24 protein-coding genes and 1 pseudogene are annotated in these 21,274 nt (G+C 71.5%); 15 read left to right on the top strand and 10 right to left on the bottom strand.

The annotated features are described in order from the left end of the window. Window positions 1-30: 30 nt before the first annotated feature. The 3 genes from trpB to Ahu01nite_RS07350 are packed head-to-tail and all read left to right on the top strand — an operon-like array spanning window position 31 to window position 2,772. Window positions 31-1,212 (top strand): tryptophan synthase subunit beta, encoded by a 1,182-nt coding sequence (trpB, locus tag Ahu01nite_RS07360; RefSeq protein ID WP_203835658.1) that lies wholly within the window; start codon window positions 31-33, stop codon window positions 1,210-1,212. Next, window positions 1,209-2,063, top strand: a complete 855-nt coding sequence (gene trpA, locus Ahu01nite_RS07355; protein ID WP_203835657.1) for a tryptophan synthase subunit alpha — start codon at window positions 1,209-1,211, stop codon at window positions 2,061-2,063. Before trpB ends, trpA begins: the two co-directional genes overlap by 4 nt. Further along, window positions 2,050-2,772: a GntR family transcriptional regulator gene (locus tag Ahu01nite_RS07350; RefSeq protein WP_203835656.1), complete on the top strand. Its 723-nt coding sequence runs from the start codon at window positions 2,050-2,052 to the stop codon at window positions 2,770-2,772. Before trpA ends, Ahu01nite_RS07350 begins: the two co-directional genes overlap by 14 nt. Here the strand turns inward: Ahu01nite_RS07350 and Ahu01nite_RS07345 are convergent. Continuing rightward, window positions 2,767-3,612 (bottom strand): helix-turn-helix transcriptional regulator, encoded by an 846-nt coding sequence (locus Ahu01nite_RS07345; protein WP_203835655.1) that lies wholly within the window; start codon window positions 3,610-3,612, stop codon window positions 2,767-2,769. The genes Ahu01nite_RS07350 and Ahu01nite_RS07345 overlap by 6 nt on opposite strands. A gap of 126 nt (window positions 3,613-3,738) precedes the next feature. On the opposite strand from Ahu01nite_RS07345, the gene Ahu01nite_RS07340 reads away from it, so the two are divergent. Together Ahu01nite_RS07340 and Ahu01nite_RS07335 are read left to right on the top strand one after the other, a co-directional pair. After that, on the top strand, window positions 3,739-4,734 hold the full coding sequence (locus Ahu01nite_RS07340) for an aldo/keto reductase (protein ID WP_203835654.1): 996 nt from the start codon (window positions 3,739-3,741) through the stop codon (window positions 4,732-4,734). A gap of 56 nt (window positions 4,735-4,790) precedes the next feature. Beyond that, window positions 4,791-5,435 carry a response regulator gene (locus Ahu01nite_RS07335; protein ID WP_203835653.1) on the top strand — a complete coding sequence of 215 codons (645 nt, stop codon included), beginning with the start codon at window positions 4,791-4,793 and terminating at the stop codon, window positions 5,433-5,435. A gap of 12 nt (window positions 5,436-5,447) precedes the next feature. Here the strand turns inward: Ahu01nite_RS07335 and Ahu01nite_RS07330 are convergent, their stop codons facing one another. Continuing rightward, window positions 5,448-7,178 carry an IlvD/Edd family dehydratase gene (locus tag Ahu01nite_RS07330; protein ID WP_203835652.1) on the bottom strand — a complete coding sequence of 577 codons (1,731 nt, stop codon included), beginning with the start codon at window positions 7,176-7,178 and terminating at the stop codon, window positions 5,448-5,450. Between the two features lie 46 nt (window positions 7,179-7,224). On the opposite strand from Ahu01nite_RS07330, the gene Ahu01nite_RS07325 reads away from it, so the two are divergent. From Ahu01nite_RS07325 to Ahu01nite_RS07305, 5 genes are read left to right on the top strand one after another with little or no spacing between them, the layout of a single operon-like run. Continuing rightward, window positions 7,225-8,025, top strand: a complete 801-nt coding sequence (locus Ahu01nite_RS07325; RefSeq protein WP_203835651.1) for an IclR family transcriptional regulator — start codon at window positions 7,225-7,227, stop codon at window positions 8,023-8,025. Continuing rightward, window positions 8,022-9,026 carry an SMP-30/gluconolactonase/LRE family protein gene (locus Ahu01nite_RS07320; protein ID WP_203835650.1) on the top strand — a complete coding sequence of 335 codons (1,005 nt, stop codon included), beginning with the start codon at window positions 8,022-8,024 and terminating at the stop codon, window positions 9,024-9,026. The genes Ahu01nite_RS07325 and Ahu01nite_RS07320 overlap by 4 nt, the downstream gene beginning before the upstream one ends. Beyond that, window positions 9,026-9,865 (top strand): fumarylacetoacetate hydrolase family protein, encoded by an 840-nt coding sequence (locus tag Ahu01nite_RS07315; protein ID WP_307794517.1) that lies wholly within the window; start codon window positions 9,026-9,028, stop codon window positions 9,863-9,865. The genes Ahu01nite_RS07320 and Ahu01nite_RS07315 overlap by 1 nt, the downstream gene beginning before the upstream one ends. Continuing rightward, complete coding sequence (locus Ahu01nite_RS07310) at window positions 9,862-10,881, top strand: zinc-dependent alcohol dehydrogenase (protein ID WP_203835648.1); 1,020 nt, start codon at window positions 9,862-9,864, stop codon at window positions 10,879-10,881. The genes Ahu01nite_RS07315 and Ahu01nite_RS07310 overlap by 4 nt, the downstream gene beginning before the upstream one ends. Beyond that, window positions 10,878-11,621 carry an SDR family NAD(P)-dependent oxidoreductase gene (locus Ahu01nite_RS07305; RefSeq protein WP_203835647.1) on the top strand — a complete coding sequence of 248 codons (744 nt, stop codon included), beginning with the start codon at window positions 10,878-10,880 and terminating at the stop codon, window positions 11,619-11,621. The genes Ahu01nite_RS07310 and Ahu01nite_RS07305 overlap by 4 nt, the downstream gene beginning before the upstream one ends. A 58-nt stretch (window positions 11,622-11,679) precedes the next feature. On the opposite strand, the gene Ahu01nite_RS07300 is transcribed toward Ahu01nite_RS07305, so the two are convergent. After that, window positions 11,680-12,603, bottom strand: coding sequence for a nucleoside hydrolase (locus Ahu01nite_RS07300; RefSeq protein ID WP_203835646.1), 924 nt, complete (start codon window positions 12,601-12,603; stop codon window positions 11,680-11,682). Beyond that, a complete protein-coding gene (locus Ahu01nite_RS07295; RefSeq protein WP_203835645.1) occupies window positions 12,596-13,249 on the bottom strand; it encodes a VOC family protein in 654 nt (217 codons plus the stop codon). The genes Ahu01nite_RS07300 and Ahu01nite_RS07295 overlap by 8 nt, the downstream gene beginning before the upstream one ends. 57 nt (window positions 13,250-13,306) lie before the next feature. Here Ahu01nite_RS07295 and Ahu01nite_RS07290 point away from each other — a divergent pair. Beyond that, window positions 13,307-14,262 (top strand): annotated as a pseudogene (locus tag Ahu01nite_RS07290) (TIGR03885 family FMN-dependent LLM class oxidoreductase). A 446-nt stretch (window positions 14,263-14,708) separates the two neighbouring features. On the opposite strand, the gene Ahu01nite_RS07285 reads toward Ahu01nite_RS07290, so the two are convergent. Next, on the bottom strand, window positions 14,709-15,059 hold the full coding sequence (locus tag Ahu01nite_RS07285; RefSeq protein ID WP_203835644.1) for a phage repressor protein: 351 nt from the start codon (window positions 15,057-15,059) through the stop codon (window positions 14,709-14,711). A gap of 35 nt (window positions 15,060-15,094) precedes the next feature. Here Ahu01nite_RS07285 and Ahu01nite_RS07280 point away from each other — a divergent pair, with 35 nt between their 5' ends. Beyond that, window positions 15,095-16,093, top strand: a complete 999-nt coding sequence (locus Ahu01nite_RS07280) for a hypothetical protein (RefSeq protein ID WP_203835643.1) — start codon at window positions 15,095-15,097, stop codon at window positions 16,091-16,093. Here the strand turns inward: Ahu01nite_RS07280 and Ahu01nite_RS07275 are convergent. Both Ahu01nite_RS07275 and Ahu01nite_RS07270 read right to left on the bottom strand, forming a co-directional pair. Then, window positions 16,081-16,608, bottom strand: a complete 528-nt coding sequence (locus tag Ahu01nite_RS07275; protein WP_203835642.1) for a hypothetical protein — start codon at window positions 16,606-16,608, stop codon at window positions 16,081-16,083. The genes Ahu01nite_RS07280 and Ahu01nite_RS07275 overlap by 13 nt on opposite strands. 24 nt (window positions 16,609-16,632) lie before the next feature. After that, entirely contained in the window at window positions 16,633-17,604 is a 972-nt protein-coding gene (locus Ahu01nite_RS07270; RefSeq protein WP_203835641.1) for an alpha/beta hydrolase fold domain-containing protein, read from the bottom strand. Between the two features lie 61 nt (window positions 17,605-17,665). Here Ahu01nite_RS07270 and Ahu01nite_RS07265 point away from each other — a divergent pair, with 61 nt between their 5' ends. After that, window positions 17,666-18,289 (top strand): TetR/AcrR family transcriptional regulator, encoded by a 624-nt coding sequence (locus tag Ahu01nite_RS07265; RefSeq protein ID WP_203835640.1) that lies wholly within the window; start codon window positions 17,666-17,668, stop codon window positions 18,287-18,289. A gap of 23 nt (window positions 18,290-18,312) precedes the next feature. After that, a complete protein-coding gene (locus tag Ahu01nite_RS07260) occupies window positions 18,313-18,621 on the top strand; it encodes a DUF1905 domain-containing protein (RefSeq protein WP_203835639.1) in 309 nt (102 codons plus the stop codon). On the opposite strand, the gene Ahu01nite_RS07255 is transcribed toward Ahu01nite_RS07260, so the two are convergent. Genes Ahu01nite_RS07255 through Ahu01nite_RS07245 form a run of 3 tightly spaced genes read right to left on the bottom strand, consistent with a single transcriptional unit; the run spans window position 18,594 to window position 20,623 of the window. Beyond that, entirely contained in the window at window positions 18,594-19,259 is a 666-nt protein-coding gene (locus tag Ahu01nite_RS07255; RefSeq protein ID WP_307794516.1) for a lysophospholipid acyltransferase family protein, read from the bottom strand. The two genes, Ahu01nite_RS07260 and Ahu01nite_RS07255, sit on opposite strands and share 28 nt — an antisense overlap. After that, window positions 19,253-19,810 carry a TetR/AcrR family transcriptional regulator gene (locus Ahu01nite_RS07250; protein WP_203835638.1) on the bottom strand — a complete coding sequence of 186 codons (558 nt, stop codon included), beginning with the start codon at window positions 19,808-19,810 and terminating at the stop codon, window positions 19,253-19,255. The genes Ahu01nite_RS07255 and Ahu01nite_RS07250 overlap by 7 nt, the downstream gene beginning before the upstream one ends. Window positions 19,811-19,843: 33 nt before the next feature. Then, window positions 19,844-20,623, bottom strand: a complete 780-nt coding sequence (locus tag Ahu01nite_RS07245; protein ID WP_203835637.1) for an SDR family NAD(P)-dependent oxidoreductase — start codon at window positions 20,621-20,623, stop codon at window positions 19,844-19,846. 65 nt (window positions 20,624-20,688) lie between these two features. On the opposite strand from Ahu01nite_RS07245, the gene Ahu01nite_RS07240 reads away from it, so the two are divergent. Next, the gene (locus Ahu01nite_RS07240) at window positions 20,689-21,267 is read left to right on the top strand and encodes a TetR family transcriptional regulator (protein WP_203835636.1); all 579 of its coding nucleotides are present in this window, start codon (window positions 20,689-20,691) and stop codon (window positions 21,265-21,267) included. Window positions 21,268-21,274 lie beyond the last annotated feature (7 nt).

Here is a 21,274-nt window from a genome sequence, read left to right as displayed (position 1 = left end):
TCAAGAGTTCTATAACTTTGGAGGCCCGTGATGACCCTCGCGACCCAGCGCGGCATGCGCGACCCGGTGGCCGGTGGCCGGTTCGGATCGTTCGGTGGCCGGTTCGTGCCCGAATCCCTCATACCGGCGTGCGCCGCGCTCGAGGAGGCTTTCCGCGACGCCTGGACCGATCCTGGGTTCCGCCAGCAGCTTGATCTCTTCCGGGCGGTGCACGCGGGCCGCCCGACCGCGCTGACGCCGGCCTGGAACCTCTCCGCCGAACTCGGGATCACGCTGCTGCTCAAGCGGGAGGACCTCGCCCACACCGGATCCCACAAGATCAACAACGTGCTGGGGCAGGCGCTGCTGGCCCGCCGGATGGGCAAGACCCGGCTCATCGCCGAGACCGGCGCCGGCCAGCACGGCGTCGCGGCAGCCACCGCGGCCGCGCTGTTCGGGCTGCGTGCGACGGTCTACATGGGCGAACGCGACATCGAGCGGCAGGCGCTCAACGTCTTCCGGATGAACCTGCTCGGCGCCGACGTCGTGCCCGTGACCACCGGCAGCCGGACGCTCAAGGACGCCACCAACGAGGCCATGCGGCAGTGGGTGGCGAACGTCGACGACACCCACTTCTGCCTCGGCTCGGTGGCAGGGCCGCACCCGTACCCCTGGATGGTCCGGGAATTTCAGCGGGTGATCGGCGACGAGGCCCGCCGCCAGGTCGCCGCGGAGCTCCCCGCCGGCGTGCCGGACGTCGTCGTCGCCTGCGTCGGCGGGGGATCGAACGCCGCCGGCACCTTCGCCGGCTTCGCGGACACCGGCGCGCGCCTCATCGGCGTCGAAGCGGCCGGCGGAGCGGCGATGACCGACGGAACGGTCGGCGTCGTGCACGGATCGCGCTCCCTGGTCCTGCAGAACGCCGAGGGCCAGATCGCGGAGGCCCACTCGATCGCCGCCGGCCTCGACTACCCCGGCATCGGCCCGGAACACGCCCACCTCGGCGAATCCGGCCGGGCGCAGTACGTCACCGTCACCGACGACGAGGTGCTCACCGCCCTCAAACGCCTCGCCCGGACCGAGGGGATCATCTGCGCGCTCGAATCCGCCCACGCCGTCGCCTGGGTGATGCGCGCCGCCGGGACGGACGAACTGCCGCACGGTTCGACGGTCCTGCTCACGCTCTCCGGCCGCGGCGACAAGGACATGGCCCAGCTCCAGGTGGCGTCGTGACTTTGCGGCTGGGTACCGGTCGTCCGCTGCTGGTGCCATTTCTGACCGGTGGTGTCACAGCCGGCTGGACCGACTACCTGCTCGCCTATCAGGAGGCGGGGGCGGACGCGATCGAGGTCGGCCTGCCGTTCTCCGATCCGATGCTCGACGGCACCACGATCCAGCAGGCCTCGGACCAGGCACTCACCCGTGGTGCGACAGTGGACGCGATCCTGCACGAGCTGACCGCGATCCGGGGGCGGTTGCGCGTACCGATCATCGTCATGGCGTACGCGAATCTGGTCCTGAAGGTGGGTATCGAGCGTCTCGCCCGGGCGGGCGTGAGTGGCCTGATCGTCTCGGACCTGCCGCTCGAGGAGTCGGCGGAGCTCGAATCCGCCGCCGCTGCCGCCGGCATCGACATGATCCTGCTCGCCGCACCGGTAACCCCCGACGATCGCTTGCGCCAGATCTGCCACCGCAGCCAAGGATTTGTGTACGCAGTGAGCGTCATGGGCGTCACCGGAGAGCGAACCACACTCGCCCCCGAGGCCGAAGCCCTCGCCCGCCGCGCGAAGCTGCTGCTCGCCGAGCCGGCCGCGAGTGTTTTCCACGCGGGGTCACGCGACGGCGCGGATCCGGTGCAGCGGCTGCCGGTGCTCATCGGGTTCGGGGTGTCGACGCCGGAGCAGGCGGCTGTCGCGGGACGCGCCGGGGACGGGGTGGTCGTCGGGGCCGCGCTGATGCGTAGGGTTCTGGACGGGGCTTCGCCCGCTGATCTCCGGCGGGAGGTCGGGGCCCTGCGCGCCGCGCTCGACCAGGGGGTGTCCACTGCAACGCCGTACGCCGAAATATCAGGTGATCGCCGATGACCTGACCGCGAAGATCCGTGCGGGCGAGCTGGCCCCGGGCGCGATGCTGCCGCCGCAGAAGGAGCTCAGCTCGCAGTACGGCGTGACCCTCGTGACGCTGCGGCAGGCCCTGCAGCGGCTGGAGGACGAGGGCCTGGTCTCGCAGGAGCCGGGGCGGGGCACGTTCGTGACGTCGCCCCGGCTGATGTATCGCCTCGACTCCCTGCGCGGCCTGGCCGAGGACCTCAAGGCCCAGGGCCAGAGCGTCACCACGCTGATCGTCGCGCAGTCGTTGCAACGCCCCCCGGCCTGGGCCGCGACCCAGCTCGACGTCCCCGCCACCCGGCGCGTCCTGAGCCTCGAACGCCTGCGGCTGTTGTCGGGACGCCCGGCGGTCCACCAGCTGTCGTGGGCGCCGCAACCCGCCGGCGTGCCCCTGGCCGACCTGGACTACAGCGGGGCATCGCTCTACGCCGTCCTCGCGGAGCACGGCATCGTCGTCCACCGGGCCGCCGAGGTGCTGCGCCCCGGGATCCTGGACGAGAAGACCGCGGCGCTGATGCGTCAGCCGCCCGGCACCCCCGTCTTCGTCTCGGACCGGGTCACCTTCGGCCTGGACAACCGCCCGATCCTGCTCGACCGGGCCACGATCCTCGGCACCATGATGGAGATCCGGACCGAACGCGGCGCGACGGGCATGTCCATGCAGTGGAGCCGTCAGAGCTCATGATCCGCCGGTCGCGAACTCCTCGACGCCGAGGACGCGCAGCAGTGCCAGCCGCTCACGGGTCTCCGCGTCAGCCGGGGTGAGCACCACCAGATGCTGGCCCTGATCGGGGGTCATCAGGGTCTCGCAATCCAGCACGAGCGGGCCCACCCGGGGGTGCACCATGGTTTTGCGGTCGGCTCGCCTGACCGCCACCTCGTGGTCCGCCCACAGCAGGCGGAACTGCTCGCTCGCGGCCAGCAGCCGGGAGATGAGCCCGGCGATGTCGGGGTCACCGGAACGCCGCCCGGCGGTCGCCCGCAGGTCGGCGACGAGCTGGCGGGCGCGGAGGTCGAAATCCTCGGACGGGTGTGTGATGCGGAACGTGGGATCGGTGAACCAGCGGAACACGATGTAACGCCGGTCGCCGGTCTGACCCGTCTGAACGCCCGTCAGCAGGATGGAGGCCCGGTTCTGCGCGAGGACCTCACCCAGGTCTGACATCACCAGCGCGGGGCTGTCGCCGAGCAGGTCCAGCATGCGGATGAGGCCGGCGCGAGCCAGACCGGCGACCCCGTCCGACGGCGGTGGCTGATGGCCGGCCAGGTGGAACAGGTGGCCCCGCTCGTCGTCGGAGAGGCGTAGCGCCCGGGCCAGCGCGCCGAGCAGCTGGGTCGAGGGCTGGCTGCTACGGCCCTGCTCGAGGCGGACCACGTAGTCGACCGACATCCCGGCGAGCATCGCGACCTCCTCGCGGCGCAGGCCCGCGGTGCGGCGGCGGGGGCCGTCCGTGATGCCGACCTCGGCCGGGCGGATGGCCTCGCGGCGGCGGCGCAGGAAGTCGGCGAGCTGGTCACGCTGCATGACCCCATGGTCCCCCGCGGGCGGCGGCCGTATCCAGGGAGCGGCGATCCCACGATGAACGCTCCGCTCCCGCGCCGGGGGAAACGGGCGCAGCGTGGTGGCAGACCGACGATGGAGGAGAACGAGATGCAGACACGAACTTTGGGGAAGTCAGGCCCGGTCGTCTCCGCGCTGGGACTGGGCGCGATGGGCATGTCGGGTGCCTACGGCCAGGCGGACCGCTCGGAGAGCATCGCCACGGTGCACGCGGCGCTGGATGCGGGGGTGACGCTGATCGACACCGGCGACTTCTACGCCTCGGGCCACAACGAGATGCTGCTCGGCGAGGCACTGCGTGGCCGGGACCGGGAGAGTTACCAGCTCAGCGTGAAGTTCGGCATGCTGATGGGCGCGGGGCACAGCTTCGGCGGGTATGACTCGCGTCCCGAGGCGATGAAGAACTTCCTGGCCTACTCGCTGACCCGGCTGGGCACGGATTACATCGACATCTACCGTCCCGCGCGGCTCGATCCCGCCGTGCCGATCGAGGAGACGGTGGGTGCGATCAAGGAGATGATCGACGCCGGGTTCGTGCGGCACGTCGGTCTGTCGGAGGTCGACGCCGCGACGATCCGCCGGGCGCACGCCGTGCATCCGATCGCCGACCTGCAGTTCGAGTATTCGCTGATCTCCCGGGCGGTGGAGGCGGAGATCCTGCCGGTGCTGCGGGAGCTGGGCATCGGGCTCACCGCGTACGGCGTGCTCGGCCGGGGCCTCATCTCGGGGCACTGGAGTGCCGGTCACGTCGCCGGGCCGGGGGACCTTCGCGGTAGGAGCCCGCGCTTCGCGGACGGCAACGTGGAGCACAACCTCGCCCTGGTGGACGCGCTGCGCCGGATCGCGGTGGCGAAGGGCTGCTCCGTGGCTCAGCTGGCGATCGCCTGGGTGGCCGCCCAGGGCCCGGATATCGTCCCGCTGGCCGGGGCCCGCACGAGGGAGCGGCTGAGCGAGGCCCTGCCGGCGACGGAGCTCGTCCTCACCGGCGACGACCTGGCCGAGATCGAAAAGGCGGTACCCGCGGGCACCGCACGCGGCGACCGCTATCCGGCCGCGTTCATGTCCAGCCTCGGCGCGGGCAACTGAGCCGTTCGGGACCTTCGGCCCTTGGTGGGGGCCTTGCGGGGCGGTAGGAAGGTCCTATGATCCGTGTTTTTCTGCTCGACGACCACGAGGTGGTGCGCCGGGGGCTGGCCGACCTTCTGCACGCGGGCGGCGACATCGAGGTGGTGGGGGAGTCCGGGTCGGCGCAGGAGGCCGCCCGGCGGATCCCGGCGTTGCGGCCCGATGTCGCCGTGCTGGATGCCCGGTTGCCGGACGGGAACGGGATCGATGTCTGCCGGGACGTGCGCGCGGTGGACTCGACGATCAAGGGGCTTATTCTCACCTCGTACGAGGATGACGAGGCCCTGTTCGCGGCGATCATGGCGGGGGCCTCCGGGTATGTGCTGAAGCAGATCCGGGGGACCGACCTGGTGGATGCCGTGCGCCGGGTCGCCGGGGGACAGTCACTGCTCGATCCGGCGGTGACGCAGCGGGTGCTCGAGCGGATCCGCAGCGGGGTGGAGCAGCCGCAGGAGCTCGCCGCGCTGACCGATCAGGAGCGCCGCATCCTCGAGTACGTCGCCGAGGGGCTGACCAACCGGGAGATCGCCGGGAAGATGTTCCTCGCGGAGAAGACCGTCAAGAACTACGTGTCGAGCCTGCTGGCGAAACTCGGGCTCGAGCGGCGCACCCAGGCAGCGGTCCTCGCCACCCGGCTGCTGGGCGACCGCCCGCGATCCTGACCGGCGAGAGGATCAGTGGGATTCGCGGCTGACGGCTGAGCCGCTGGAGCCGAGGAGGAAGTCGAGGTCGGCGCCGGTGTCGGCCTGCAGGACGTGGTCGACGTAGAGGCGTTCCCAGCCGCGTTTCGGGTCGGCGAAGGCAGCGGTGGTGGAGTCGCCGGCGCGGCGCTGGGCGAGTTCGGCGGCGGGGACCTCGAGGTCAAGGCGGCGGCCGGTGACGTCGAGGCTGATGATGTCGCCGGTGCGGACGAGGGCGAGGGGGCCTCCGGCGGCGGCTTCGGGGGCCACGTGCAGGACGACGGTGCCGTACGCGGTGCCGCTCATGCGGCCGTCGCAGATGCGGACCATGTCGCGTACTCCCTGTTCGAGGAGTTTCTGAGGGAGGGGCATGTTGGCGACCTCGGGCATGCCGGGGTAGCCCTTGGGGCCGCAGCCGCGCAGGACCATGATCGTGTCGGCGTCCACGTCGAGGCCGGGGTCGTCGACGCGGGCGTGGAAGTCCTCGATCGAGTCGAAGACCAGGGCGCGGCCGCGGTGCTGGAGCAGGTGCGGTGAGGCGGCGGCCGGTTTGATCAGGGCGCCGGACGGGGCGAGCGAGCCGCGCAGGACCGCGATGCCGGCCTCGGCGATCAGGGGGTCCTTGCGGGGACGGATGACCTCGGGGTCCCAGGTCGGGGCGTCGTCGAGGTGGTCGACGAGGGTGCGGCCGGTGACCGTGAGTGCGGCCGGGTCGAGCAGGTCGCGGATCTCGCGCAGGACGGCGTGCAGGCCGCCGGCGCGGTGGAAGTCCTCCATGAGGAAGCGACCGGCGGGCTGGAGGTCGACGAGCAGGGGGACGTGGGAGCCGATCCGGTCGAAGTCGTCGAGGGTGAGGTCGATGCCGAGGCGGCCGGCGATGGCGAGCAGGTGGACGACCGCGTTGGTGGAGCCGCCGATGGCGGCGAGGGTGACGATCGCGTTGTGGAACGAGCCGCGGGTGAGCAGGGTGCTGGGGACGCGGCCGGCGGTGACGAGGTCGACGGCGAGGCGGCCGGAGGCGTGAGCCCCTTCGAGCAGGCGGCTGTCGGGGGCGGGGGTGCCGGCGAGGCCGGGGAGGACGGTGCCGAGGGCTTCGGCGAGCAGGCCCATCGTCGATGCCGTGCCCATGGTGTTGCAGTGGCCGCGGCTGCGGATCATCGCGGACTCGGAGCGCAGGAACTGCTCCTGGGACAGGGTGCCGGCGCGGACCTCCTCGGAGAGGCGCCAGACGTCGGTCCCGCAGCCGAGCGGGACGCCGCGGAACGTGCCGGTGAGCATCGGGCCGCCGGGGACGACGACGGCGGGCAGGTCGACCGAGGCGGCGGCCATGAGCAGCGACGGGATGGTCTTGTCGCAGCCGCCGAGCAGGACCACGCCGTCGATGGGGTTGGCGCGCAGCATCTCTTCGGTGGCCATCGCGGCCATGTTGCGCCAGAGCATCGCGGTGGGGCGGACCTGGGTCTCGCCGAGCGACACGACGGGCAGGTCGAGGGGGATGCCGCCGGCCTCGTAGATGCCGTTCTTCACCGACTGGGCCACCTCGTTGAGGTGGGCGTTGCACGGGGTGAGGTCGGAGGCGGTGTTGGCGATGGCGATCTGGGGGCGGCCGGTGAACGCGGAGTCCGGCACGCCGCGGCGCATCCAGGCGCGATGGATGTAGGCGTTGCGGTCGTCGCCGGCGTACCACTGTGAGCTGCGAAGATCCGAGCTGTGAAGGTCCGACATGAGTCACTTCCGGTAATTGGAATGATGATCTAATATTCGGAACATCATGGAGAGTACGCGAACAGGTGCCGCTGAGGAAGCCGGAGTCGAGGAAGCCAAGCTGGTCGGCTCCGACCGGGTTCTGGCGGTGCTGAAGGAGCTGGCGCGGCACCCGGGCGGGATCGGCCTCGAGGAGCTCACCAAGGTCATCGGCAGCCCTAAACCGACCGTGCACCGCGGGCTGGTCGCGCTGCGCCGGGCCGGGCTGGCCGACCAGGACACCCGCGGGCGTTACGTCCTGGGCGACGAGTTCCTGAGGATGGCCTTCGCGCACCACGAGGAGCGCCCCGAGCACGTACGGATCCGGCCCGCCCTTGAAGCCCTCGCGACGAGATACGGCGAAACCGCACATTACGCCGTGCTCGACGACCGTGAGGTGGTTTACCGGGCGAAGACCGACCCGCCGCGCGGTGCCGTCCGGCTGACCTCCACGGTCGGCGGCCGCAATCCCGCGCACACCACCGCCGTGGGCAAACTGCTGCTCGCCTCGCGCCTGACCACGCTCGACGCGGTCGGGCAGTGGGTGGGCGGCGCGGAGCTGGAGCGGCGTACGCCGAACACGCGTTGCACCGCCGCGCACCTGCACGAGGACTTCGAGGTGATCCGCGAGCGCGGGTTCGCCGTCGACGACCAGGAGAACGAGGTGGGCGTGAACTGCGTTGCCGTGCCGGTCTATCTGACCTCGCCGACGGTCGCGTCAGGGGCGGTCAGTGTCAGCGGCCTCACCTACCGGACCCCGGTCGGCGTGCTGGTCGCCGCGGTCGGGGGCATCGTCGAGGAGCTGGGCGAGCTGGGACGATCGCGGTGACCGGGCGCGTGGCGAGGGTGGCGACGCGGGAGGCGTACATATTGGGGGAGGGTCCGGTCTGGGATTCTCGCCGCGGACGGCTGCTGTGGGTGGATATCGTGGGGCGGGCCGTGCTCGCCGGTGTGTTCGACGGTGACCGGCTGATAGTTGAGGACCGGATCGCCTGGGAGACCATGGTCGGTGCGGTCACTGTGGCTGCGGACGGGAGTCTGCTGGTGGCTGCCGAGACCGGCCTGGTCCTGCTGCACCCCGACGGCACCCGCCGAACCGGCCCGACGATCATCCCGGCACCCGAGCCGCCGCGGTCTCCGGCACCCGAGCCGCCGCGGTCTCCGGCACCCGAGCCGCCGCGGTCTCCGGCACCCGAGCCGCCGCGGTCGCCGGCCCCCGAGCCGCCGCGGGTCGTCGCGAAAAGGCGGCTCAACGACGGCAAAACCGACCCTGAAGGCCGTTTTCTGGTCGGCACGCTGGCGTTCGCGGGCGACTCGCAGCGAGAGGTGCTGGTCAGGCTCGAGAACGACGGCGCGATCACGACGATCGACGACGACCTGACGCTGTCCAACGGGCTGGCGTGGTCGACCGACGGCAGCCGCCTGTTCAGCGTGGACACGTTGCGCCGCACCGTTTCCGTCCGCGACTACGCGACGCTCGGGCCGCGCGGCACGTTCATCACGCTTGACGAGGGCTATCCGGACGGGATCGCGATGGACGCCGACGATCACCTCTGGATGGCGGTCTGGGGAGCGGGCGAGGTCCGCCGATACGACCCCGCGGGCACCTGCGTCGAGCGGATCGCCGTGCCCGCCCCGCACACGTCCAGCGTCGCGTTCGCCGATGACGACCTGCGCCGCCTGGTGATCACCACTGCCACCGACGACCTCACCGACGAGCAACGGCAGCAATTCCCCGATTCCGGCCGGATCTTCACCGTACGCGTGGACGTGCCCGGTCATCTCGTGCCGGCCTGGCACCAACCTCAGGAGTTCCGCCCGTGTACCTGATGCGCATCGGTGCCCCCGGCGCCGAAAAGCCCGTCGCCCGCGTCGACGACACCAGTTACGTCGACCTGTCCGACGTCGTGGACGACTTCGACGAGGAGTTCTTCGGCAGCGGCGGGATCGAGCGCATCGCCCCGCTGGTCGCCGCCGGGACACCGGCCCCGTTCGCCGGGGAGCGCATCGGCGCGCCGATCGCCCGCCCGCACCAGATCCTGTGCATCGGCCTCAACTACCGCGACCACGCGGAGGAGACCGGCCAGGCGGTGCCGTCCGAGCCGATCCTGTTCACCAAATCCCCCAACACCCTCATCGGCCCCCACGATGACGTACGCATCCCGCGTGGCTCGACGAAACCCGACTGGGAGGTCGAGCTCGGCATCGTCATCGGCCGCCGCACGAGCTACCTCGACGACGTTGCCGAGGCCCGCGCCGCGATCGCCGGCTACACCGTGGTCAACGATGTCAGCGAGCGGGCGTTCCAGATGGAGCGTTCCGGGCAGTGGAGCAAGGGCAAGTCCGCGGAGACGTTCAACCCGGCGGGCCCGTGGCTGGTGACGCCGGACGAGATCGGGGACGTGCTCGCCCTCGACATGTGGCTCGACCTCAACGGCACCCGCCGCCAGTCCGGCAACACGAGGACGATGGTGTTCGACCCGTACTTCATCGTCCACTACCTGAGCCAGTTCATGGTCCTCGAGCCGGGCGACCTGATCAACACGGGCACCCCGCCGGGTGTCGGCATGGGCTTCACCCCGCAGGTGTGGCTGCAGCCCGGCGACGTGATGGAGCTCGGCATCCAGGGCCTGGGCTCGCAGCGGCAGAACGTGATCGCGCCCCGATGAGAGCTTTTGTACTCACCGCGCCGGGCGTCGGTGCGGTCCAGGACGTCCCGCCACCGCAGGCCGCGCCGGGCGAGGCCGTCGTCGACGTGGAGCGGGTCGGCATCTGCGGCACCGACATGGAGTTCTTCACCGGCGAGATGTCGTACCTGCACGACGGGCACGCCCGCTTCCCGATGCGGCTCGGCCACGAATGGTCCGGGACGGTCACCGCCCTCGGCGCCGGCGTCGACCCCGCCTGGCTCGGCAGACGGGTCATGGGCGACACCATGCTCGGCGACGGGACCTGCCGGCGCTGCCTGCGCGGCCACCAGCACGTCTGCGAGCAGCGTGAGGAGGTCGGCATCCGCGGCGGCCGCCCCGGCGCGCTCGCCGAGCAGCTCGCGGTCCCGGCCACCTCGCTGCACCACCTGCCCGATGCCGTCGACCCCGTCCTCGGTGCTCTCGTCGAACCCGGTGGCAACGCGTGGCGGGCCGCGCAGGCCGCAGGAATGGGCGCCGGTGACCGTGCCCTGATCCTCGGGCCGGGCACGATCGGGCTGCTCACCGCCATGTTCGCCCGGGCGGCCGGCGCCGAGGTCCACCTGCTGGGGCGTACCCCGGAATCTCTAGAATTTGCCCGGTCGATCGGCTTCGAGCACGCCTGGACCGAGGATCAACTTCCCGATCTGCCGTACGACGCCGTGATCGACGCCTCGAACGCCGCCCCGCTGCCGGCCCGCGCGCTCGACCTGGTCGAACCTGCCGGGCGGCTCGTCTACATCGGGCTCGCGGGCAGCCCGAGCCTGATCGACACCCGCCGCCTGGCGCTCAAGGACGTCACCGCCGTCGGCATCCTCTCCGCCTCCCCGGGCCTGGAGGACACCATCGCCGCGTACGCCGCGGGTGTCGTCGATCCGCGCCCGCTCGTCGCCGCCACCGTCGGTCTCGACCAGGCCGGATCGGTCCTGGCCGGTACACCCACCACGGGTGCGGGCCCGAAGGTCCACATCGATCCGCGACTACGGGGGACACCATGAACGAGTTCCAGGGCCTCGTCGCCGTCGTCACCGGTGGTGCCGGCGGCATCGGCGCGGCGACCGCGACGCTGCTGCACCATCGGGGTGCACGGGTCGCCGTGCTCGACCGCGACGCGGGCAAGGCCCCGGCCGGCGTGCTGGCCCTGGACTGTGACATCACCGACGCCACGGCGGTCGACCGGGCCGTGGCCGGCGTCGCCGAGCGGCTCGGCGGTATCGACATCGTGGTCAACAACGCCGGGATCGGTGCCACCGGTGACGTCGGCGCCAACGACGACGCCGAGTGGGCCCGGGTCCTCGACGTGAACGTCACCGGGATCGCCCGGGTGTCGCGGGCCGCCCTCCCGCACCTGCGCGGGTCGTCGAGCCCGGTGATCGTGAACATGTGCTCGGCGGTGGCGTTCGTCGGCGTACAGCAGCGGGCCCTCTACAGCGCGAGCAAGGGCGCTGTCCTGGCACTCACCCTCGCGATGGCCGCGGACCACGTCGCCGAGGGGATCCGGGTCAACGCCGTCGCACCCGGCACCACCGACACGCCGTGGGTCGGCCGGCTGCTCGGTGCCGCCGAGGACCCGGACGCCGCCGCGGCCGCGCTCCGGGCCCGTCAGCCGCTCGGCCGCCTGGTCACCGCCGACGAGATCGCCCACGCCGTCGCCTCCCTCGCCTCACCCCTCGCCGCCTCGACCACCGGCGCGATCCTGCGCGTCGACGGCGGCATGACCTCCCTGCGCGTGCAGTAGAAATCGCGGCGACCGGACGCGGGCAGGGAGAGCCGCGGCGACCGGACGCGTGCAGTGGCTACCGCGGGCCTGCGGCGAGCGAGAGGATGACGGGCGCGGCTTCCGACGTGAGGCTGAGGATGACCCGGGTCCGGGCGGCGACCGAAGCGTCCTCGACGAGCCGGCCCCGCTCGTCGCCGGTCAGCTCCACCCGCAGCCCGAGCATCGGCGCGTCCGCCGGCGTGACCGCGCCCGTTGCCACCGCGGCGGCGAGGGCGTCGTGCTGGGGGACCTCGCGGACCGTGAGCAGGGGCTCGTAGAAGTCGTAGTAGGCCGTGAGCATGTCGGCGATCGCGGCGCTGAGCGGCGTACCGTGCGCACGCATTGCTTCCTGGTCCTTGATCTGGAAGCGGTGCTCCAGGGTCACGTCGAGCGGGACCAGGGTCACCGGCCAGGGCGCTGCCAGGACCTCGGCGGCGGCTTCCGGGTCGTTGGCGATGTTGGCCTCGGCGTGCGGGGTGATGTTGCCGGGCACCCGCACCGCACCACCCATGATCGTGACGTCGCGGACGAGGTGCGGCAGGCGGGGCTCGCGGCGCAGCGCCAGCGCGAGGTTGGTGAGCGGGCCGGTCGCGAGGATGCGCAGGTCACCGGGGCGGGCCCGGGCCAGCGTGAGCAGCAGATCCACCGCCTGCGCCGGGACCGGTTCGTCCGGGGAGCGCGGCAGCTCCACCCCGCCGATGCCATTACCGCCATGGACGACGGTCGCGCCCCCTGCGAAAACTCCCTCGAGTGGGTGGTGCGCCCCGACCGCGACGGGTACGCCCGGACGTCCGCCCAGCGCGAGCACGTTGAGAGTGTTCCGCGCGGCCTGCCCGGAGCTGGTGTTGCCGCTGACCGTGCCGACGCCGAGCAGCTCGACGCCCGGGCTGTGCAGCAGCAGCGAGATCGCCAGCGCGTCGTCCACACCGGTGTCACAGTCGAGGTAGAAGGCGTCAGTCACGGGGATTCCTCCTGGTCAAGCAGTAGATGCCGGCGGCCGGATCGCGCATCACGATCCACTCGGGGAAGTCCTGCACGAGGGTCGCACCCAGCGCCTCGTGACGCCGTCGGTCGCCCTCCGCGTCGGCGCTGGCGATGTCGAGGTGCGCCTTGGTGGAGCCGTCGTCGGTGCTCTGCAGCAGGATCTGCACGGGAATGCCCTGCGGGCGCACCAGCCGGCGAAACTGCGGCGGAAACGACTGCAGCTGCCATCCGGTGAGCTCACCCCAAAAATCAATTTCCGACGGGTACGCCGTGAGCGCGACATCGAGGCACACCTGATCGAGCTGGCTCCGCGCCCCGGCGGGCAGCAACCGCGTCTCGCCCTCCCACTGCGTGACCTCGAACGCCAGCCCGGCGGGGGACCGCAGCACGTGCGGCTCGTCGCCGGTCGTCGCGCCCAGCCCGATCGCGGCCGCCACCAGCGCGGGCACGTCGTCGCTGGCGAAGCGCAGCCGGGCGCCACCGTCTCCCTCCCGCACCTCGAGCCAGTCGTCGGCGTCATCGCGGTGCAACCGGTGGGTGCCGGTGACCGCGGACCAGAACGCCACTGCGGCGTCGAGCTGTTCGGCAGGCCGTTCGATCACCGCGTACACCCAGCGAATCATGGGTTTAAGTTATGACCCCGGGTTGCCGGGCGTGCGAGCCGGGTAGGTACAACCCGTATGACGGACTACGGAATTCACTGCTCCCACGAGCAGATCCCGCCCACCGACCTGCTGAACGCCGTGGTGGCCGCCGAACGCGCCGGTTTCGACGCGGCCATGTGCTCCGACCACTTCTCCCCGTGGAGCGAGCGCCAGGGACAGTCCGCCTTCGCCTGGGTTTGGCTCGGTGCCGCGCTGCAGGCCACCAACCTCAGCTTCGGCGTGGTCAACGCCCCGGCCAGCGCTACCACCCGGCGATCATCGCGCAGGCCATCGGCACGCTCGGGACGATGTACCCGGGCCGCTTCTGGGCCGCGATGGGCAGCGGCGAATACAGCAACGAGCACATCACCGGCGAGCCGTGGCCGCGCAAGGACGTCCGCAACGCCCGCCTGCTCGCGAGCGTCGACGTGATCCGCGGCCTGCTCGAAGGCAAGGAGGTCACCCGCGAGGGTGTCATCAAGGTCGACCGCGCCAAACTGTGGACCCGCCCGGAGATCACCCCACCGCTGATCGGCGCCGCGGTCAGCGTCGAAACAGCCGCCTGGTGCGCCACCTGGGCCGACGGCCTCGTCACCGTCAACGCCCCGGAGGAACACCTGCGCGCCATGATCGCCGCCTACCGCGACAACGGCGGCCGCGGCCCGATCTCGCTCCAGGTCCACCTCAGCTGGGCCCCCACCCAGGACGAAGCCGAACGCATCGCCCACGACCAGTGGCGCAGCAACATCTTCCCGCCCCCCATCTGCTGGGACCTCGAAACCGCCGAACACTTCGACGTCATCTCCGAACACGTCACCCTCGACGAGGTCCGCAAGGTCGTCAACATCTCCGCCGACCTGGACCAGCACATCACCTGGCTGCGCGGCTACGAGGAGCTCGGCTTCGACCGCATCTACCTGCACCACGTCGGCCAGGACCTCACCGAATTCATCGAAACCTTCGGCGCGAAGGTCCTCCCCGCCCTGCGCTGAGCGTGCGGCGGGTAGCGGTTGATACTTCATCGGCGCCAGCTCACCGGTACCTCAGCGACACCGGTGAGCTGGCGGTGCTCCTGTCCGATGGGGGGGTTTCAGGCAAGAGGATCATTCGATCAACTGGTTGCCTTGATGCAACGGGCGGCGCCCGCGTCGGTCGCCAATGCGTTGCGAGCGTCGTCCCAGCACATGGCCGACCGGCGGAAATGGATACTCGGACCACCTGAGTTGCTCGACGACGGCCGCTCGCTGGGGTTCGTGCTGTCGATCTCCACCGCGCGACCGCCATGGGGCGAGCGGCTGGATCGCGCGATCGACCGTGCCCACCTGGACCCAAGGTCGGCCGGTCGGCCGTGCACGAGTTCGAGGATGACACCTCGGCATGACCGGCTCAGCGTGGTTGAGCCTGTTGCCGGCTCAGCGTGGTTGATTCTGTTGCCGGCTCAGCGTGGTTGAGCCTGTTTGCCGGTGAGGCGGGGGCGGGGGGTGCCGTCGACGGCGGTGCAGATGCCGTAGATCCTGGGGTGGGTGGTCCAGCCGTTGACCCGGCCGCGGTTGTTGCTGATCTGCACGCGGCCCTTGCCGGGGTCGAGGGCCGACACCAGGTGCAGGTAGGTCGTGCCGGCGACCTTGGCCAGGACGATGTCACCGACCTCGAGCCTGGCGGGGTCGACCGGGGCGACGGTGACGAGCTGGCGGCTGCGGACCAGGGGCACCATCGAGGAGCCGGTCGGCCGGAAGTCGACTGTGGACCCGGCGGCCACCCTGGCGGCGATCGTATCGAGAAATCCCATCGCCGCCGATGATGCCACCTGTCTATCCTCGGCGCGTGACAGTTTTCGCGTGCGTAGGATGCGGCGCGGCGCTGACCGTTCCGGTGCAAAGGGTGGCTCTGCCCGCGCATGCTCACCAGGACGCGTGGCATGACTTTCTCGGCGTACTCATGGAGGCCGGCACTTTTGCCGTTGAGCCGCACCGGTCCGGATCGCCGTGGCGCGATGGGGACGAGGCCGAGGGGCAGGCGCAGGGCCTGTACGCACCGGTCTTCGCGTTGTCGCTCGGGCCGGCGGGCTCGGTGGTGATCGCACCCGGGGACGTGCGCGGCACGGCGTTCATCGGCGGGCGTGACGACGGCTACTGCCTCGGGCTCACCGGTGGGGTGGACGGCCTGAACCTGGGGTGTGAACAGTGCGGCCGGCCGGTGGCGACGCGGATCGACGACTGCTCGTACTGGCAGGCGGTGTGGCTGGACCCCGGCGCCGTGGTTGCTCGGGAGGACGGTGCCGACCCGGTCGACGACTGGGCCGATCTGCGGGGGCTGCGGCCGGGGACGCCGCCCGTCGAGCAGCAGGGACACTGGGATCTACGCTGGACTGCCGCGGCCGGGGTGGCACTCGCCCACCTGGTCGCGGCAGCGGACGGCGCCCGCATCGTCGTGCCCCCCGGCCGGGGGTTGCCGGAGAAGAGGGTGGTGATGGCCGGGCCGGGGGTGCCGGTCGATCCGGGGGCCGACATCCTGCTGGTTCCGCGGCATCCGCAGACCGGTGAGTCGTGGCCGTCGCCGGGCGCCACGCCCGTGGCGCCGCTGGAGTGGGACGTGTGGGTATGGCTCGCGTTCACCCGGGACCGCAGGCCGGTCCCCGGAGCCGGTGCGATGCCCGACGACGCGATGCGCGACGATCCGCTGCCGTTGCACCCGCACACGCCCTTCCGCCCGGACGCGCGAGCCTTCCACGCGACGCTGGCCCGGCTGCCCGCGGTGCGCGAGCCGTGGCTGCGCGCGATCTACGACGGCCAACGCCGGGTGAGGTACGCCTACAGCCTCTGAGCGCCGGGCAGCCGGACCGCCGTCACGGCGTCCTGCGGCGAATAGCCGAGCCGCAGCCTGTCCGCGATCTCGTCCCGGCTGCGCAGCGCCGCCCGCCAGCCGACGACCTCGGCTGCCACCGGGGCGCCGCCATCGCCGGTCGCTTCCACGATCCAGGGCCGGCGGAACAGCACCCGGCCCACGATGCCCGCGATCAGCAGCACCACCACGACCACCACGTCGAGCACGAGCAGCAGCAGCGGAAGCAGGAACCACCAGAACAGCACCCCGAACACGATCATCCCGACGATGATCGCGATGCCGATCGCGATGTCGTCGCCGAGGTCACCCCAGCCACCGCCACCGCCACCGGAATGGCTGCTGGACGGGAAGTCGAGCCCGCCGAGATCCGGTCCGTTCTTGCGATTGCGCCGCCACCCACCGAACCGCCGGGCGAGGGCCCGCCAGCGTGGCTCCCACACCACCCGTACCCGCCATGTCGCGCCATTGGTTCCCTGCACTGTCACGGTCCGCACCGCCGCAGTGTAGAAGGGCCTGTCTCACCCGGCCGCGAGGATCCTGCGCAGCCAGCTTTCCCGGGCCGCGCGGGCCGCCGCGGTCACCGTGGCCTTGGCAGCCGTTTCGAAGCCGTGCCAGCCGCCGGCCCAGATGTGCAGCTCGGCCTGTCCGCCGCCGGCCCAGATCCGGGAGGCGTAGTCGACGGTCTCGTCGCGGAAGGGCTCGGCGGAGCCGGCGTCGAGGTAGGCCTGCGGCAGTCCGGACAGGTCCGGGGCCCGGGCCGGGACGGCGATGGGGCTCGGTGTGCCCTCGGCGTGCCCCTCGCCCAGGACCATGTCCCAGGCGAACCGGATGTGGTCCGTCGTCAGGCCGCGGCGGGCGCCGTTCTCCTTGCTGAACTGGCGTGCCGACACGGTCCGGCCCCGGTCGTCCAGTTGCGGACAGATCAGCAGCTGGCCGAGCACTGCAGGGCCGCCCAGGTCGCGTGCGAGCAGTGCGGTGCCCGCCGCCAGGCCGCCGCCTCCGGAGAACCCGCCCAGGATGATGCGCGCTGCGTCGATGCCGAGACTCCCGGCGTTGCCGGCGACCCACGTGAGCCCGGTGTAGCAGTCCTCGACGAGTGCGGTGCCCTGCACGGCGGGTGCCAGGTGGTATTCGGGCGAGATCAGGACCATCCCGAACTCGTTCACCCAGTCGAGGAATCCGAACTCCGCCAGGCCGCCGAACCGGTCGCCGGCGATCATGCCGCCGCCGTGGATCGAGTACAGGGCGGGCATGCCGGTCCGCGGGGCCCGGGGCGTGAAGATCGACAGCGTGATGGCGCCCGACGGTCCGGCGATCGTGCGCTCCTCGTGCCGCACACCGGTGCGGGCGAGCTCTGCGCCGAGCTGCGCGACCCCGCCGGACGGGCGGGACCTCATCATTTCGAGCAGTTCACGGGTGAACGCCGGGAACTCCTGCTCCGGCTCCATGGCGACGAGTTCGGGGTCGTACGGCGTACGGGGGATAGGCATGCCTGGAGCGTACTCTAATTATGGAGTCAGCTACAAGTTTGTGGCTTGATACACTTCTGCGGTGGCGGAACCAGGACTTCGTGACCTCAAGAAGGCGCGCACCCGCCGGCTCATCGCCGACACCGCGGCGCGGCTCTTCGCCGAGCGTGGTTATGAGCGGGTGACGGTCAGCGAGATCGCGCGTGCGGCCGAGGTGGCGGATCAGACGCTCTACAACTACTTCCCGACCAAGGAGCAGCTGGTCACCGATCGCGAGCAGCAGATCCAGCAACAGCTGGGCGACCTGATCCGCTCCCGGCCCGCGGGGGCCACCCCCGCGGCTGCGATCCGCGACTACGTCCTGCAGGCGGTGTCGGCGATGCGGGACATGCCACAGGAGAGTGCCCGCGGCACGCTCGGCTATCTGGCGATCATCAGTCCGGCGATCAACCGGCTGGCCCTCGAGGTGGCCGATCGCCAGGCCGCCGCGCTCACCGCGGCGATCAGCGAGACGAGCCCGGTCCCGCCGGAGATCGCCCGGCTGCAGGGCATCGCCCTGGCCGGCGTTTTCCAGATCTTCCTGAGCGAGTCCGGCCGCCGTGCCCACGAGGGACAGACCCTGACCGAGATCGCCGACGCCCTCGGGCCCGAGCTCGGGAACATCCTCACCGAGCTGGACCGCTGGCTGACCCCGGCACCTGCCTGACCTGCCCGGTAGCGTGGGGCGGCATGGAGCTTGAGTTCGCCGGTGAGGTGTGGTTCTGGCGGGGGCCGGCGCCGTGGCATTTCGTGACCGTGCCCGAGGAGGGCTGTGCCGCGATCGCCGAGGTCGCGGCGGAGGTCAGCTACGGGTGGGGCATGATCCCGGTAGACGCCGAGATCGGGGGCACGCGGTGGACCACGTCGCTGTGGCCCAAGGACGGCCGATATGTGGTGCCCCTGAAGACGTGGGTGCGCAAGGCCGAGGGGATCGACGTCGGTGAGGTGGTCACCGTGCGCCTCGGTGTCGGTCAGTCGCTGGTGGAGACCTCGTTGTAGGTGTCCGCGCGGTCCTGGCCGGACAGGGCCGCGATGGCGTCCATGATCTGGTCGGTGGCCTCGCGGCGGGCCTTCGCGGCGCTGCCCGCGGGCTGCGGGAAGTGCAGGGGCTCGCCGAAGCGGACGGTGACCTTGCCCGGGCGGGGGATGAGGGTGCCGACCGGGTGGACGCGGTCGGTGCCGATCAGGGCCGCGGGGACGACCGGGGCGCCGGAGGCCATGGCCAGCCAGGCCACGCCGGTGCGGCCGCGGTAGAGCCGGCCGTCGCGGGAGCGGGTGCCCTCGGGGTGGATGCCGAACGCCCGGCCGTCCTTGAGCACCGCGAGGGAGGCCTCCAGGGCGGCCTGGGCAGCGCGGTGACCACCGCGGGGGACCGGGATCGCGCCGAGACCGCTGATGGCGGTGCGGGTGAGGGCGCCGAGCGGGCCGCTGCCGGTGAAGTATTCCTCCTTGGCCAGGAAGAACACCGGGCGCGGGCTGACCAGCGGGATCAGGAAGCTGTCCAGCGCGGAGATGTGGTTGGCCGCGACGATGACCGGGCCGTCCGTCGGCAGATGCGCCAGGCCTTCGATCGTCGGCCGGAACGCCAGCCGGGACACCGGGACGAGGGCCGCCCGGACGAGGTGGGGGATCAGCACGGTGTCGCTCCTGTGTGCGCTTGCACGGCCCGGCGCAGCAGCGCTTCGAGGTCGTCGTTGCCGGTGGCCATCTGGAGGCTGTCCCACAGCCAGAGCTGGGCGATGCCGTGCAGGTTGGCCCAGAAGGCCCCGGCCCTTACGGCAGCGTCGGATTGTTGCGCTCCGAGCCTTTCCATCAGTACGCCGAAAAGTGGCTTGCTGACCCCGCGGAGCCCCTCCTTGTTCCCGCTGAGCAGCTCGTGCCGGAACATCAGCTCGAACATCCCGCGATTGGTACGCGCGAACTCCACATACATCCGCGCCAGCGCGAGCAGATCAGTGCCCGGGTCGCCCACGACGGGAAGCCGGGCGACCCGGTCGGTGAGATCGGCGTAGCCCTCCCGCGCGACGGCGGCGAGCAGCTCGCGGTGGGTGGGGAAGACGCGTCGCGGAGCCCCGTGCGACACCCCGGCGCGGCGGGCGATCTCGCGCAGCGACAGCGCGTCGGTGCCCTCCTCGGCGACCAGGGCAACGCCGGCGTCAACGAGCCGGGTGCGGAGGTCGGCGGGCATAGACAGTGTCTACCAGGTCACCGTAGACACTGTCTACCCGCCCGCGACGCCACCGATCAGCACGATCCGGCGACGGGTGAGCAGGCGTCCCGCGTTCGCCATGATGCGGTTGGGCAGCCCGGAGATCACGCTCGGCGGGGGGTTGCGGCGGTCGAGGACGCTCAGCCCGTACGCCACGACCTGCTCGGGGGTCTGGAACCGCCCGAAGCGGGTCATGGAGTCGTTGCCGACCACGTCGAAGAACTCCGTGCGGGTCAGGCCGGGTGCGAGGCTGAGCACCCGCAATCCGGTGCCGATGCTCTCCTGCCACACCGCCTCGGTCAGGCTCAGCACGAACGCCTTGGTCGCCGCGTACTGGGCCATGTGCGGACCTGCCTGGTACGACCCCAGGCTCGCGATGTTGACCAGCACCCCGGTGCCCGCGGCCCGCAGCGCCGGCAGGAACGCCCGGGTGATGTCGGCGACCGCGGCGACGTTGACGGCGATCTCGTCGCGCAGGCGGCCCGGATCGAGCTCGTGGAAGTTGCCGTGTGAGCCGAAGCCCGCGTTGTTGATGACGCTGGTGACGCTCAGCCCGCGGCCGGCGATCTCGGCGGCCAGGCGCTCCCCGGCGGCGGGCTCGCTGAGATCGAGCGGGATGACGGTCGTCGGGACGTCGAGCTCGGCGGCGAGCTCGTCGAGGCGGTCCCGGCGGCGGGCGACGAGGACGAGGCCGGAGCCGCGGCGGGCGAGGGCGCGGGCGAACTCGCGGCCGATGCCGGCGCTCGCGCCGGTGATCAGGGTGGTCTGGTTGCGATAGTCCACGGGTGTCATAGAGGTGACTGTATGCCAAAATGGCACTGAGTGCCAGATCGGCACCACCCGCTATGATCGGCATCATGGGGCTACGGGAGCGCACGCGGCAGGCCGTCAAGGCGGACATCGCGGCCACGGCCATGCGGCTCTTCCTGGAGCAGGGCTTCGACGCGACGACGATGGAGCAGATCGCCGCCGAGGCCGACGTCTCCCGCCGCTCGCTGTTCCGCTACTTCGAGTCCAAGGAGGACATCGCGCTAGGGGACATCGCCGAGCGTGGAGTCCGCGTGCAGGAGGTCCTGGCGGGGCGACCGGATTCCGAGGGGCCGTGGGAGGCGCTGCGGGCCGCGCTCGACGTGCTCGCGACGGAGATGGAGTTCACCCCCGAGTGGGCCGCCAGGATCACGGCGATGTTCCACGAGACGCCGTCGCTGCGGGCGCGGCAGGTCGAGAAGCAGCTGCGCTGGACCGGCCAGCTCGTCCCGGAGGTCGAGCGCCGGCTCGGCGTGCCCCCGGGCAGCGCCGGCGATCCCCGGGCCGCGGCGATCGTGACCAGTGCGCTGGCCTGCCTGAACGCGGCTGTCGACGCCTGGACCACGGGGGGCGGCAAACAGTCGGTCTTCGAACTCTACGACGAGGCGGTCGCGGCGATCCGGGCGTGAACGGCCC

The sequence above is a fragment of the Winogradskya humida genome (assembly GCF_016862215.1).
Taxonomy (GTDB): domain Bacteria; phylum Actinomycetota; class Actinomycetes; order Mycobacteriales; family Micromonosporaceae; genus Actinoplanes; species Actinoplanes humidus.
Note: the sequence above shows the minus strand (reverse complement) of the source record. Positions and strands in the feature narration are given on the sequence as shown.

Excerpts from the sequence above, each read along its gene's own strand:
- trpB (WP_203835658.1), top strand. The coding sequence starts at position 31 with ATGACCCTCGCGACCCAGCGCGGCATGCGCGACCCGGTGGCCGGTGGC.
- Ahu01nite_RS07345 (WP_203835655.1), bottom strand. The coding sequence starts at position 3,612 with ATGCAGCGTGACCAGCTCGCCGACTTCCTGCGCCGCCGCCGCGAGGCC.
- Ahu01nite_RS07340 (WP_203835654.1), top strand. The coding sequence starts at position 3,739 with ATGCAGACACGAACTTTGGGGAAGTCAGGCCCGGTCGTCTCCGCGCTG.
- Ahu01nite_RS07335 (WP_203835653.1), top strand. The coding sequence starts at position 4,791 with ATGATCCGTGTTTTTCTGCTCGACGACCACGAGGTGGTGCGCCGGGGG.
- Ahu01nite_RS07330 (WP_203835652.1), bottom strand. The coding sequence starts at position 7,178 with ATGTCGGACCTTCACAGCTCGGATCTTCGCAGCTCACAGTGGTACGCC.
- Ahu01nite_RS07325 (WP_203835651.1), top strand. The coding sequence starts at position 7,225 with ATGGAGAGTACGCGAACAGGTGCCGCTGAGGAAGCCGGAGTCGAGGAA.
- Ahu01nite_RS07315 (WP_307794517.1), top strand. The coding sequence starts at position 9,026 with ATGCGCATCGGTGCCCCCGGCGCCGAAAAGCCCGTCGCCCGCGTCGAC.
- Ahu01nite_RS07310 (WP_203835648.1), top strand. The coding sequence starts at position 9,862 with ATGAGAGCTTTTGTACTCACCGCGCCGGGCGTCGGTGCGGTCCAGGAC.
- Ahu01nite_RS07305 (WP_203835647.1), top strand. The coding sequence starts at position 10,878 with ATGAACGAGTTCCAGGGCCTCGTCGCCGTCGTCACCGGTGGTGCCGGC.
- Ahu01nite_RS07295 (WP_203835645.1), bottom strand. The coding sequence starts at position 13,249 with ATGATTCGCTGGGTGTACGCGGTGATCGAACGGCCTGCCGAACAGCTC.
- Ahu01nite_RS07285 (WP_203835644.1), bottom strand. The coding sequence starts at position 15,059 with ATGGGATTTCTCGATACGATCGCCGCCAGGGTGGCCGCCGGGTCCACA.
- Ahu01nite_RS07270 (WP_203835641.1), bottom strand. The coding sequence starts at position 17,604 with ATGCCTATCCCCCGTACGCCGTACGACCCCGAACTCGTCGCCATGGAG.
- Ahu01nite_RS07260 (WP_203835639.1), top strand. The coding sequence starts at position 18,313 with ATGGAGCTTGAGTTCGCCGGTGAGGTGTGGTTCTGGCGGGGGCCGGCG.
- Ahu01nite_RS07250 (WP_203835638.1), bottom strand. The coding sequence starts at position 19,810 with ATGCCCGCCGACCTCCGCACCCGGCTCGTTGACGCCGGCGTTGCCCTG.
- Ahu01nite_RS07245 (WP_203835637.1), bottom strand. The coding sequence starts at position 20,623 with ATGACACCCGTGGACTATCGCAACCAGACCACCCTGATCACCGGCGCG.
- Ahu01nite_RS07240 (WP_203835636.1), top strand. The coding sequence starts at position 20,689 with ATGGGGCTACGGGAGCGCACGCGGCAGGCCGTCAAGGCGGACATCGCG.